The organism is Pseudodesulfovibrio cashew, assembly GCF_009762795.1.
In the GTDB taxonomy this organism is placed as follows: Bacteria; Desulfobacterota; Desulfovibrionia; order Desulfovibrionales; family Desulfovibrionaceae; genus Pseudodesulfovibrio; species Pseudodesulfovibrio cashew.
This window is the reverse complement of sequence record NZ_CP046400.1, coordinates 835229-847376: the sequence shown is the minus strand read 5'-3', so window position 1 is coordinate 847376 and position 12148 is coordinate 835229. Positions and strand designations below refer to the sequence as shown.

The window sequence follows — 12148 nt, the reverse complement described above, 5'->3', positions numbered from 1 at the left end:
GCAGGAGAGGGTATGCTGAAAAGGCTGGTGTAAGCTCGACAAGCTAGGAGTGCTGATGGATTTACAGCAGGTGCAGGCTCTCTTCGATCAGTCTCAGGACATGATGGCCATCTTTGACCGTGAGCTGTGCTATCTCGTGGCGAACCTTGAGTATTGCCGGTATTGGGACAGACCGCGCGAATCTATTCTCGGCGCCCATATGCCGGACGTGGTGGGCCAGGCCCTTTACAACGATGCCTTGCCCGCTCTGGAAAGGTGCCTCAACGGCGAGCATGTCAATTCCGAGCTCAAAATAGTCTTTCCCTCTGTGGGCGAGCGGTGCATGAACGTCACGTTTGCGCCACACCGTTACAGTGACGGGAACATCTACGGGGTGTTTCTCATAAGCCGTGATGTTACGGACCGAAATCGCCTTCAGGCCGCAGTCAAGGCCGAAAGGGATTACTTTGACGAAGTCCTTACCGCGTTGGACATCGGCATGGTTTTGCTTCGGCCGGACTTGAGCGTGGACTGGTTCAACCGCGAGCTTACGAGGATGTTCCCTGGTTCATGCGAGATCGGGAGATTGTGCGTCGACTTTTTCAGCGATTTGGATACGCCTGGCCAAGATTGCCCCTTTGAGACGGCCTTCCGTGTGGGGGAGACGAGGTCGGTGGAGGTTCAGCACAGGAGCGCTGACAAGTGGTATCGCATGACCGCCATTCCCATCCGCGACAGGGAGGGCCGCGTGGTCAAGGCGCTGGGGCACATTGAGGACATTACCCGGCGCAAGAAGAACGAGGAGGCCCTGCGGGAGAGCGAGCAGCGGTTCCGTGAGATTTTCGAAAATATCGACATCGCCGTGCAGGGCTACGACAGCGCGCTCCACGTGGTTTACTGGAATCCGGCCAGCGAAAGGCTGTACGGCTACACCAGGGATGAGGCCATGGGGCGGGGGCTGCTGGAATTGATCATCCCCGACCCCATGCACGAGCCTGTGCGCCTGGGGCACAGGGCATGGCTGGAAAAGAACGAACCCATCCCGCCTGCCGAGCTGGAGCTGCTGCATAAGGACGGCAACCCGGTTCCTGTCTACTCCTCTCACGTCATGCAGAAAACAACGTCGGGCGAAAAATGCATGTATTGTGTGGACGTCGACCTGTCCGAGATCAAACGCATTCACAATCGCCTGGTCAGGGCCAAGGAGGAGGCAGTGGCCGCCAACGAGACCAAATCCGAATTCCTGGCCAACATGAGCCATGAAATCCGTACGCCGCTGAACGGCATCCAGGGAATGTTCACCCTGCTCCAGGGCACTGAACTGGACGAGACCCAACTGGAATACGCCCAGGCAGGAAGAGATTCCGCCGTTCGGCTCAACCGGCTTCTCTCGGACATCCTGGATCTGTCGCGGGTGGAGGCCGGACGCATGCCGCTGTTGCGGGTACGCTTTGAGCTACACGACGTGATCCGGCGGGTCCTTGACTATTTCCTGCTCGCCGCCGAGGAAAAGGATGTGGCTCTTTCCCTGATTGTGGACGAGGCCGTGCCTTCCCATCTGTTTGGAGACGATGTTCGTCTCCAGCAGGTGTTGACCAATCTGGTGGGCAACGGGTTGAAGTTTACCGAAAGCGGCTTCGTCCGTGTGACGGTCTCCCTTGTCTCTCCGCCCGAGGCTGAACCGCTCCGTCTCCTGTTCGTCGTGGAGGACACGGGCATAGGCATCGAGGAGACGCAACTGGAGTCCCTGTTCGAGCCTTTCGTCCAGGGCAGCAGAGGGTACGCTCGGCAGTTTCAGGGAGCAGGGCTGGGGCTCTCCATCTGCAAACGGCTGGTGGGGCTGATGGATGGTCACATGGCCGTGGATAGCGAAGTGGGCAAGGGGACGTCCTTCAGCTTGGTCCTTCCCTTCGAACGAGACGCCGGAATGTCTTCGCCCGATCCTGACGCGGCTGCCCCGGAAGCGGGCCATCCCGTCCCGCTGCGCGTGCTGCTGGCAGAGGACGACGACGTGAACCGGTTGGTGGGCAGCCGTATGCTGGAAAAGGCCGGGTGTTCGGTGAGCGTGACAGAAGATGGCCGGGAGGCGATCAACCTCCTTCGCGCCGAACCCTTCGACGCCGTGTTCATGGACATTCAGATGCCGGGCATGAACGGCATCGAGGCCACCCGGGCCATTCGAGAGGGCGAGGCCGGGGCGGAACGGCGTGACGTGCCGGTCTACGCCATGACCGCCTACACCATGGCGGGGGACAGGGACAAGTTCCTGTCCATGGGCATGGACGGGTTCATCCCCAAACCCGTGGAGATGGAGGATCTGGTGGCGGTCTTGGATGAGGCGGTCAGGCTGAAGCGGCAGCGGGATTGATTTTTTTGAGCGGCGGAACCGGCCGCTCCCGTCACGGTCGGAGGCAAATCGCGTTCGTAGCAGGCGGGAGAGTCCGGAGCCGCTGCGGAGAGCGTGCCGGATTTGCGGCCCTCTTCACGGCTTTCGTGAACGCCTCTATTCTTCAGGACGGACGCAGGGCTTGATGTTTTCGTCCTTGTTGTTGATCAGTTCCAGAAACCCCTTGTCCACGATGTCCTCAAGCTCTATGCGCCCGGTGATCATGGGGTCGGCCCTGAGCTGGCCGCTGGTCAGCAGGGTGGAGACGCTCAGGACCGGCAGGTGATCCAACGGGCTGCGTCGGCGCTCTCCAGCAGGACCTCCAGAACGCGCATGTTGGCCAGGGCGTCGTCCAGGGGCGTGGGTGTGGGGCCACCGTCCAAGATGGCCTTGGCGAAGCGGTCGCCCTGGACCGTATATTGGTCGCAGGCCGGGAACTCGATGGTGGTCAGGTGCCGGTCTGTGCCCTTGTGCTCTTCCCGTTGGAGGATGAGACGGGTGGGCTCGTCCGGCGGGGCGTTGAAGGGGATGGGAAGCTCGATGCGGCCTTTTGCGCCCAGGATGTCCACGCGCTGGTGTCCGGCCAGTTGCGTGGAGCAGGTAAAGGTCGAGACCCGGCCCGAGAAATCCATCATGCCGGAAAAGAGCCTGTCCGTACCGAAGTCCGGGGCGCGGTCCACGAAGCCGCAGACGCGGTCCGGCTCTCCGCCGAACAGGAAGCGGGACAGGGAGATGTTGTAGCACCCGATATCCATCATCCCGCCGCCGCCCATCTCTGCCCGGTTGCGGATGTTGCCGGGGTCGGCGTTGAAGTAGGAAAAGTAGGATTGGATGGAGGCCACCGGACCTATCTCCCCAGCGTCAACCAGTCGTTTGGCTTCCTCCCATTGGGGATGGAAGCGGTACATGAACGCCTCCATGACCTGCAGTTCCGGGTGCTGCGCCGCCGCCTCCATGAGTCGGGCGATGTCCTTCGAATCCAGGCCCAGGGGCTTTTCGCAGAGCACGTGCTTTCCCGCCTCCAGAGCGCGGATGGACCAGTCCACGTGCAGGTGGTTGGGCAGGGGGATGTAGACCGCGTCTACGTCCGGGTCTGCCAGGAGCGTCTCGTAGCCACCGTACGCCTTGGGAATGCCCAGTTCGTCGGCCACGGCCCGGGCCGAGTCCTCGGTTCGGGAACTGATGGCGGTCACTTCGGTCAGGTCTCCCGCCTGCATGCCGGGGATGACCTTGGTCCGGGCGATTTTGGCCGCGCCGAGCACGCCGAAACGTATTTTTCGCATGGAGATTCCTTGGTTTTGTTGACGGTGGATGAAGACCATTATAGCCTGATTTCACCCCACCGCAAGGAGGGATTTTCATCCACGTTCAACTTCACTCAGCCAGGAGCAGTCATGACGGAATTTGCGGGCGTAACCATCAAGAAAGCAGCCAATATTTATTTTGACGGGAAGGTCACCAGCCGTGTCGTGACCTTCCCGGACGGAACGGTGAAAACGCTGGGCATCATGCTTCCCGGCGACTACGAATTCGGCACCGAGAAGCCCGAGGTCATGGAAATCCTGGCCGGTGAGCTGACCGTGCAACTGCCCGGCAGCGACGAATGGGTCGCGGTCAAGGGCGGCGAGACCTTCGAGGTCCCGGGTTCGTCCAAGTTCAAGCTTCAGGTGGCCTCGGTCACCGATTACTGCTGCTCGTACATCGACTAGGAGGTTCCCGTGACCGAAGAAGGCCAGAGAATCGAATTCGGCGATGGCGGCCCCTATCTTTTCCAGGTGCTCGACGTCGAGGTCCAGGGCATGCTTCTGGAGGAGCACGGCGTCTGCCTGCTCCAGTTCGGCCAGTTGTACCTCCCGGTGGCGCTTGACGCCGCCAAGGGCATGGCCGAGGCCCTGACCAACATGAGCCAGGCTCCCATCGGCCCTGAGAAGCTGGGCATGATCCCGGTGGAGTTCGACCTGAGCGAGACCACGGAGCTGCCCCTGCTCACCGGCACGGCCTCCGAGAGCTTCCAGCACGACGAGACCGTCTACATGGACGTGAGCTTTGGCGACACCAAGGCGCGCCTTTGTTTCTCCATCCTCACCGCTGCGGGCGTGGGCCAGACCCTGTCCCAGCTGCCCGACTGATCCTGCTTTTTCGCTCCCCCCCGGCCATGCCGGGGGTGAGCTTTTCGGGGGAACGGGAAGCCTTCGGTCAAGGCCGTGGCCGCGTCGGCACGTCCTCCGTCCGAACGCTTTCCACCGGAGACGGACACCTCCCGGGCTGCGCCCTGGAAAGGCGACCCATGCCGATCATATGCGTGGAAATGCGGGCGGTAAGTTGCGCCGGGCAAAAGCGTGGTCAGGTCCGGACCGGGGAGATCTCTCGCACTGCAGACTGTGACGAGGCACCTGTCTCCGTAATCCATGAGGTCGTCAAAAAGGAGACCTGGGGGGCGGGAGGCCTCCCGTGCTCCGAGAAACTTACACGCTGATTCCCCTCCGTGCATTCTTCCGTTGCCCGTGTGGCGCGAGCGCGCTTTATTTGGGCACAAGCCGTAAAAAATAACTGCGCATCCCCCCATTTTGTCCGATATTCTGTGAGTGGCCGAGCATTTTGTGGCCGTTTATTGACAGGAACGTGTCGATATGGTTTTCTGTTCCGCGCGCCCGCAAACGTTTGCGGCAACGTTTGCGGTAACGTTTGCACAAAAAGGCGAGCAAGTCCGGCTTGTTGGATTTCCAACAGTCGAACAGGTGTTTGAAGAGGGGGTTACGGGGATGCGCATACAGTTCGACGAGCAGCCGCACCGGCGGCTCAACCAGCTCACCGGAGAGTGGGTGTTGGTTTCGCCCCACCGCACCAAGCGGCCCTGGCAGGGCAAGGAAGAGGCTCCCGACGTCTCCACTCTGCCCGAGTACGATCCCCACTGCTATCTCTGCCCCGGCAACGAGCGGGCCGGCGGTGCCGTCAACCCGGACTACGACGAGACCTTCGTCTTCACCAACGACTTTGCGGCCCTGTTGCCCGAGACGGGCGAAGCCTCCCCCATGGAGGACGGCCTGCTTGTGGCCGAGCACGAGCCGGGCATCTGCCGGGTCATCTGCTATTCCCCCCGCCACGATCTGAACATGGCCCGCTTGGGCGCGGAGCGCGTGGCCGGGGTGGTGGACGTCTGGTGCCGCGAGTTCGCGGAGTTGGGTGCGCGGGAGAGCATCGGCTACGTTCAGATTTTCGAGAACCGGGGCGCCATCATGGGCTGCTCCAATCCGCATCCCCACGGCCAGATCTGGGCCACCGGGTCCGTGCCCATGTATCCGCGCATGGAAGACGACCGGCAGCGCGCCCATCTGGAGGAGCACGGCGGATGTCTGCTCTGCCGCTACCTGGAGCGGGAACTCTCCGGCGGTGAGCGGGTGGTCTTCGAGAACGACTCCTTCGCTGTCCTGGTCCCGTTCTGGGCGGTCTGGCCATTCGAGACCATGCTCCTGCCCAAGGCGCACATGGGTGCCATCACCGAAATGGACGCGGCCCAGCGCAACGATCTGGCAGACGCTCTTGTCCGCCTCTGCACCCGGTACGACAACCTCTTTTCCACCTCGTTCCCGTATTCCATGGGCATCCACCAGCGCCCCACGGACGGCGGGGAGCACACCCACTGGCACTGGCACATGCACTTCTATCCGCCGCTGCTCCGGTCCCGGTCCGTGAAGAAATTCATGGTCGGGTTCGAGATGATGGCCATGCCTCAGCGTGATCTGACCGCCGAGGCCGCCGCCCTGCGCCTGCGGGAACTCTCCGAGACCCATTACCTGGACGTGACCCCGTGACCGACCTGAAGGAATATCTCGCCGCCGTCCACTCCCACGGGCTGGACCGCGCCCTTGCCGAGCTGTACGGAGAGGGCGAAACCGACAGGCAGGGGCTGCGCGCGGCGTCCCTGCTGGAGCGCATGGCCGAGTGGCGGGGGACGGGCCCTGCGGTTCTGGTCAGCGCGCCCGGGCGGACCGAGCTGGGCGGCAACCACACGGACCACAACCACGGCGTGGTGCTGGCCGCCGCCGTGAGCTTCGACTGCCTTGCCGTGGCCCGCGCCTCGGAAGGGAATCGCATCCGGGTCAAGTCAGAGGGCTTTGGCGGGACCATCGAAGTGGACTGCGCCGACACCGCGCCCCGCAAGACCGAGGAGGGCACCCCGGAGGCGCTTATCCGCGGGGTTGTTCATGGTTTCGCGCAGGCCGGGCATGTGGTGGGCGGCTTCGACGCCTGCGTTTCGGGCGGTGTGCCCATGGGCGTGGGGCTGAGTTCCTCCGCCGCCTTCGAAGTCTGCATGGGGCAGGTGCTCAACCAGCTTTTCAACGAGGGCCGGGTCACCCCCCTGGAGCTGGCCCGCTTCGGGCAACAGGCCGAGAACGTGCATTTCGGCAAGCCGTGCGGGCTCATGGACCAGTTGGCCTGCGCAGCCCAAGGTGTCTTGTCCATCGACTTCGCCGATCCTGCGAGTCCGGTCACGCGTCAGGTGGATTTCGATTTCGGGGCCACGGACTACCAGCTTGCGGTGGTGGACACCGGGGGCAGCCACGCGGATCTCACCCCGGAGTATGCGGCCATCCCGGCCGAGATGGGCCGGGCCGCCAGAGTGCTCGGGCAGGAGACGGCGCGCGGTCTGACCGTGGCGCAGGTCCTGGACGCGGCACCGACCATCCGGCGCGAGGCCGGGGACAGGGCTCTGCTCCGGCTGCTCCACTTCATCGAGGAGAGCGACCGGGCCCAGGCTCAGGCCGAGGCCCTCGCGCAGGGTGACATGACTGCCTTTCTCCGCCTTGTCCTGGCCTCGGGAGACTCGTCCTGGAGGCTGCTGCAGAACTGCGTGAGCACGATCCGGCCAGAGGAGCAGCCCATCCCCCTGGCCTTGACCCTGACCGAACGGTTCCTTGGGGGCAACGGAGCGTGGCGCATCCAGGGCGGCGGCTTCGCCGGGACCATCCAGGCCTATGTGCCCCGGGACCGCTTCCCGGACTATCAGGCCTACATGGAAGCCGTGTTCGGGCTGGGCGCGGTGCTGCCCCTGCGCGTACGCAGGCCCGGTCTTGATCTGATCCTGCCGGACGGGGAGGCGTAGCCGTGGCCCAGTTCACCATCAAGGACCTCGCCCGCAAGCTCTCCATCTCGCCGTCCACGGTGTCCCGTGCCCTGCGCGACCACCCGGATATCAGCAAGGAGACCAAGCGCAGGGTCATGGAGGCCGCCGAGCGCTACGACTACCGGCCCAACCAGCTGGCCCAGTCCCTCCAGAAGCGGCGCAGCAACACCATCGGGGTTATCGTCCCGGAAATACGGCATAATTTCTTTTCCACGGTTATCTCCGGCATCGAGGAAGTGGCCTACGAGCACGGCTATACCATCATGGTCTGCCAATCCAACGAGTCCCTGGCCCGCGAGGCGATCAACACCAGAGCCCTGGTGGACAACCGCGTGGCCGGGCTGCTGATCGCCATCTCGTCCGAGACCACTGACTACGCGCACCTGGAGGCCGTGATTCGCCAGGGGGTGCCCCTGGTCCAGTTCGATCGGGTGGTGGAGGAGCTGCCTACGCCCAAGGTGGTGGTGGACGACTACAAGGCCGCCTACGAGGCTGTTTCCCATCTGGCCGAGTCCGGTTACCGGGTCATCGGACACATGGCCGGAGAGGACGGCATCGCCCTCAACGATCACCGCTACCGGGGCTACCGCGACGCACTCCGGGACCACGGCCTGGCCTACGAGGAGCGGTACCACCTGCACGGTGGCTATCGCGAGGAGGACGGGCGGCGCGGGGCCGCGCGCTACCTTGCCATGGAGAAGCTGCCCGAGGCCATCCTGGCCATCAACGACCCAGTGGCTGTTGGACTTTTTTCAGAATTCAAGAAGGCTGGCGTGCGCATCCCCGAGGACGTGGCCCTGGTGGGATTCTCGGACACACCCGCTGCCGCGCTCATCGATCCGCCGCTGACCACGGTCTTTCAGCCCGCCTTTGAAATGGGGCGTACAGCCGCGATGCTTTTGATGAAGCAATTCGATGAAGATCGTGATACGATCGATCCCGAAACCGTTATCCTTGCGACCGAGTTGCGGGTGCGCGGTTCTTCCTTGCGGAGGGAACGGTAGATGGACATCAGACGGCAAACATGGGGAGCTCTGCCCGACGGGCGCGAGGTTTCGCTGTTCACGCTGACCAACGGACGCGGCATGCGCGCCAGCATTGCGGACTACGGCGCGACCCTGGTGGAGCTGACCGCCCCGGATCGGCGGGGAGCCATGGCCGATGTTATCCTGGGGTACGACACCCTGGAGGAGTATCGCACCGATCCCAATTATTTCGGCGTTACCGTGGGCCGGGTGTCCAACCGAGTGTCAAATTCCCGCTTCGAGCTGGACGGCACGGTTCACAAGGTGACCCCCAACGAGGGGGAGAACCAGGTTCACGGCGGCCCCGGCGGTTTCCATTCCCGGCTCTGGGACGCTTCCGTGGGGAGCGGCCCGGACAGCGCCTCCCTGGTCCTGCGCTACCACAGCCCGGACGGCGAGGAGGGGTATCCCGGCGACCTGGACGCCGAGGTGACCTACACCCTGGCCGACAGAGGGCTTGTGATGGAGTTCAAGGCCGTGACCGACAAGCCCACCTTGGTCTCCCTGACCAACCACGCCTATTTCAACCTGTCCGGCAACCTCGAAGAGTCTGTCCTGGATCACGTGCTGACCCTCAACGCCTCCCGCTACCTGCCCACGGACGACGCGCTCATCCCCACAGGGGAGATCGCGGACGTGGCGGGATCGCCCATGGACTTCACCCGGCCCAAGGCCGTGGGGCTGGACGTGGACGCGCCCCATGAGGCCATCGCCATGGGCCAGGGATACGACCACTATTTCGTGCTGGACGGCGCACCGGGCGAGATGAAGACGGCGGCGCAGCTCTTTCACGGCGGCTCGGGCCGCGTGCTGGAGGTTCGCACCACCCAGCCGGGGGTGCAGTTCTATTCCGGCAACGGCCTGCCAGAACGGCTCTCCGGCAAGCTCGGAGCGCTCTACGGCCACCGGCACGGCCTCTGCCTGGAGGCCCACGGCTACGTGGATGCGCCCAACCAACCCGGGTTCCCGGCCATCACCCTGCGGCCGGGCGAGACCTATCAACATGTAACGGAATACCGCTTCTCCACCACGTGAGGCGGCGGATGATCAAGGTGATGCAATGGCAAATGTCGAGTTGAAGCAAGTCGTCAAGCGGTACGGCAGCGTGGAAGTGGTCCACGGTGTGGACCTGGAAATCCGGGACAACGAGTTCATCGTCCTGGTCGGTCCTTCCGGTTGCGGCAAGTCCACTGTCCTGCGCATGGTCGCCGGGCTGGAGGCCATCAGCGGCGGCGAGGTGCTCATCGGCGACCGCGTGGTCAACCAGGAATCGCCCAAGGACCGCAACGTGGCCATGGTCTTTCAGAATTACGCCCTGTACCCGCACATGTCCGTGCGCGAGAACATGGGCTTCTCCCTCAAGATGCGCGGCAGCGGCAAGGACGAGATCGCGGCCAAGGTCAACGAGACCGCCCGCATTCTGGAACTGGAGCCGTACCTGGAGCGCAAGCCCTCGGAACTCTCCGGCGGCCAGCGCCAGCGCGTGGCCATGGGCCGGGCCATGGTGCGCAAGCCCGACGTCTTTCTCTTCGACGAACCGCTCTCCAACCTGGACGCGCAGCTGCGCACCCAGATGCGCATGGAGCTGCGCAAGATGCACATGCGGCTGGCCACCACCACCATCTATGTCACCCACGACCAGATCGAGGCCATGACCCTGGCCGACCGCATCGTCATCCTCAAGGACGGCTACATCCAGCAGGTGGGCTCGCCCATCGAGGTCTTCGAGAAGCCCGTCAACGTATTCGTGGCCCAGTTCATCGGCAACCCGCCCATGAACATCCTCAAGGGCACCTACCGGGTTGCGGACGGCAGGCGCATCGTGCAGGTGGGCAAGTCGGCCTTCCCTGTCACCGAGGGCAAGGCCGAGTCTCTGAAGGACGGTACGCCCGTGCTCGTAGGCATCCGGCCCGACGCCATCAAGATGGGCGACCGGACCGAGAAGCTGCCGCCCGAGTGGCTGTGCAGCGGCGAGGTGGTGGTCTCGGAGATCCTGGGCGGCCAGTCCCACCTGGAGATCGTCATCGACGGTGAGAACGAACTGATCGCCGAAGTGGAAGGGCGGGTCCTCGCCCATCCCGGAGAAACTGTTCCCATCGGCTTCGAATTCGACCGCATGGTCCTGTTCGATCCTGAGACGACAAATGCGATTGTTTGATGTTGCGAGGCTGCAATCGCTTGTTTTTATGTGTAATTGATTGGTTAAGGTGTAGAGTTTCAATTCTAGGAGGTACTATGAACAAGGCCTTTGTCAAACTGTGCGTGGTGCTGGTCGCCGCCCTGCTGCTCTCCATGCCGCAGGCCGTCCAGGCCAAGGAACTGACCGGCGATCTGGAAATTTTCTCCTGGTGGGCCGGCGACGAGGGTCCTGCCCTGCAGGCCCTGATCGACATTTACAAGACGCAGAACCCCAAGGTGAACGTGATCAACGGTACGGTCACCGGCGGTTCCGGCGTCAACGCCAAAGCGGTCCTCAAGACCCGCATGCTCGGCGGTGAGCCGCCGGATTCCTTCCAGGTCCACGCCGGACAGGAACTGATCGGCACCTGGGTCAAGGCCGGACGCATGGAAGACCTGACTCCGCTGTTCCAGGAACAGGGCTGGATGGACGTCTTCCCCAAGGGGTTGATCAAGCTGATCGGCACCGACAAGGGCATCTGGTCCGTCCCGGTCAACATCCACCGCTCCAACGTCATGTGGTACATCCCGGCCAACCTGAAGAAGTGGGGCGTGGAAGCGCCCAAGACCTGGGACGAGTTCTTCGCCATCGCGCCCAAGCTGAAGGCCGCCGGGGTCACCCCCCTGGCCCTGGCCCAGAACTGGACTGCCAACCACCTCTGGGAATCCGTTGCCCTGGCCTCCCTCGGCGCGGACAACTGGGATGCCCTGTGGTCCGGCAAGCTGAAGTTCGACTCCCCCGAAGGCATCAAGGCTTGGGAACTCTTCGGCAAGGTGCTCGAGTTCACCAACTCCGACGCCTCTTCCCTGTCCTGGCAGCAGGCCACGGATATGGTCATCGACGGCCGCGCCGCCTTCAACATCATGGGTGACTGGGCCGCCGGTTACATGACCACCACCAAGAAGCTGGTACCCGGCGAGGGCTACGGCTGGGCCGCCTCCCCCGGCACCACCGGCGAGTTCATGTTCCTGGCCGACTCCTTCGGTCTGCCCGTGGGTTCCCCGCACCGCGACAACGCCATTGCCTGGCTCAAGGTGCTCGGCTCCAAGGAAGGCTCTGATGCCTTCAACCCGATCAAGGGCTCCATCTCCGCGCGTACCGACTCCGATCTGTCCAAGTACAACGCCTACCTGCAGTCCTCCGCCAACGATTTCGGCAAGGACCGCGTGGTCGGCTCCCTGGCTCACGGCGTCGCCGCCAACGAGACCTTCATGGGCGGTTTCGCCTCGGTCATGGAGATGTTCCTGAAGACCAAGAACGCTCCCGCCGCAGCCAAGGCCTGCCAGCAGTTGGCCAAGAAAGCGGGCATCTAACATAAACCAACCCGGGCTGGCCGCGCCGGACGCTTCGGCTTCCGTGCGCGGCCCGCTCAAGACAGATATGGAGGCTGTTCGACAAGTGACGGACGCCGGTCGGCACCCCCGAGACAACCAAGGGCGCATCTGCGCCGAGGT

At 63.5% G+C, this 12148-nt stretch carries 11 protein-coding genes; 9 read left to right on the top strand and 2 right to left on the bottom strand.

Annotated elements, in window-relative coordinates; translation table 11 throughout:
* Positions 1-55 precede the first annotated feature (55 nt).
* Complete coding sequence (locus GM415_RS03740) at positions 56-2347, top strand: PAS domain S-box protein (protein ID WP_158946492.1); 2292 nt, start codon at positions 56-58, stop codon at positions 2345-2347.
* Between the two features lie 135 nt (positions 2348-2482).
* Here the strand turns inward: GM415_RS03740 and GM415_RS03735 are convergent, their stop codons facing one another.
* Both GM415_RS03735 and GM415_RS03730 read right to left on the bottom strand, forming a co-directional pair.
* Positions 2483-2656, bottom strand: a complete 174-nt coding sequence (locus tag GM415_RS03735; RefSeq protein ID WP_242012340.1) for a hypothetical protein — start codon at positions 2654-2656, stop codon at positions 2483-2485.
* A complete protein-coding gene (locus GM415_RS03730; RefSeq protein ID WP_158946491.1) occupies positions 2635-3648 on the bottom strand; it encodes a Gfo/Idh/MocA family protein in 1014 nt (337 codons plus the stop codon). The genes GM415_RS03735 and GM415_RS03730 overlap by 22 nt, the downstream gene beginning before the upstream one ends.
* Before the next feature lie 111 nt (positions 3649-3759).
* Here GM415_RS03730 and ppnP point away from each other — a divergent pair, with 111 nt between their 5' ends.
* The 8 genes from ppnP to GM415_RS03690 all read left to right on the top strand — a co-directional run bounded on the left by ppnP (position 3760) and on the right by GM415_RS03690 (position 12007).
* Positions 3760-4074, top strand: coding sequence for a pyrimidine/purine nucleoside phosphorylase (gene ppnP, locus GM415_RS03725; RefSeq protein ID WP_158946490.1), 315 nt, complete (start codon positions 3760-3762; stop codon positions 4072-4074).
* A 9-nt stretch (positions 4075-4083) separates the two neighbouring features.
* A complete protein-coding gene (locus tag GM415_RS03720; protein WP_158946489.1) occupies positions 4084-4494 on the top strand; it encodes a hypothetical protein in 411 nt (136 codons plus the stop codon).
* 633 nt (positions 4495-5127) lie between these two features.
* A complete protein-coding gene (locus GM415_RS03715; protein WP_199244333.1) occupies positions 5128-6177 on the top strand; it encodes a UDP-glucose--hexose-1-phosphate uridylyltransferase in 1050 nt (349 codons plus the stop codon).
* Positions 6174-7469 (top strand): galactokinase, encoded by a 1296-nt coding sequence (locus GM415_RS03710; RefSeq protein WP_242012339.1) that lies wholly within the window; start codon positions 6174-6176, stop codon positions 7467-7469. The genes GM415_RS03715 and GM415_RS03710 overlap by 4 nt, the downstream gene beginning before the upstream one ends.
* A gap of 2 nt (positions 7470-7471) precedes the next feature.
* Positions 7472-8494 carry a LacI family DNA-binding transcriptional regulator gene (locus GM415_RS03705; protein ID WP_158946488.1) on the top strand — a complete coding sequence of 341 codons (1023 nt, stop codon included), beginning with the start codon at positions 7472-7474 and terminating at the stop codon, positions 8492-8494.
* Positions 8495-9550: an aldose epimerase family protein gene (locus tag GM415_RS03700; RefSeq protein ID WP_158946487.1), complete on the top strand. Its 1056-nt coding sequence runs from the start codon at positions 8495-8497 to the stop codon at positions 9548-9550.
* A 25-nt stretch (positions 9551-9575) separates the two neighbouring features.
* Positions 9576-10673, top strand: coding sequence for an ABC transporter ATP-binding protein (locus GM415_RS03695; RefSeq protein WP_158946486.1), 1098 nt, complete (start codon positions 9576-9578; stop codon positions 10671-10673).
* A 77-nt stretch (positions 10674-10750) separates the two neighbouring features.
* Positions 10751-12007 (top strand): ABC transporter substrate-binding protein, encoded by a 1257-nt coding sequence (locus tag GM415_RS03690; protein WP_199244332.1) that lies wholly within the window; start codon positions 10751-10753, stop codon positions 12005-12007.
* The last annotated feature ends 141 nt before the right edge of the window (positions 12008-12148 follow it).

What these genes read in the sequence shown, in the direction of transcription:
- GM415_RS03740 (WP_158946492.1), top strand. Translation starts at nt 56, where the DNA reads ATGGATTTACAGCAGGTGCAGGCTCTCTTCGATCAGTCTCAGGACATG.
- GM415_RS03695 (WP_158946486.1), top strand. Translation starts at nt 9,576, where the DNA reads ATGGCAAATGTCGAGTTGAAGCAAGTCGTCAAGCGGTACGGCAGCGTG.
- GM415_RS03715 (WP_199244333.1), top strand. Translation starts at nt 5,128, where the DNA reads ATGCGCATACAGTTCGACGAGCAGCCGCACCGGCGGCTCAACCAGCTC.
- GM415_RS03700 (WP_158946487.1), top strand. Translation starts at nt 8,495, where the DNA reads ATGGACATCAGACGGCAAACATGGGGAGCTCTGCCCGACGGGCGCGAG.
- ppnP (WP_158946490.1), top strand. Translation starts at nt 3,760, where the DNA reads ATGACGGAATTTGCGGGCGTAACCATCAAGAAAGCAGCCAATATTTAT.
- GM415_RS03690 (WP_199244332.1), top strand. Translation starts at nt 10,751, where the DNA reads ATGAACAAGGCCTTTGTCAAACTGTGCGTGGTGCTGGTCGCCGCCCTG.
- GM415_RS03730 (WP_158946491.1), bottom strand. Translation starts at nt 3,648, where the DNA reads ATGCGAAAAATACGTTTCGGCGTGCTCGGCGCGGCCAAAATCGCCCGG.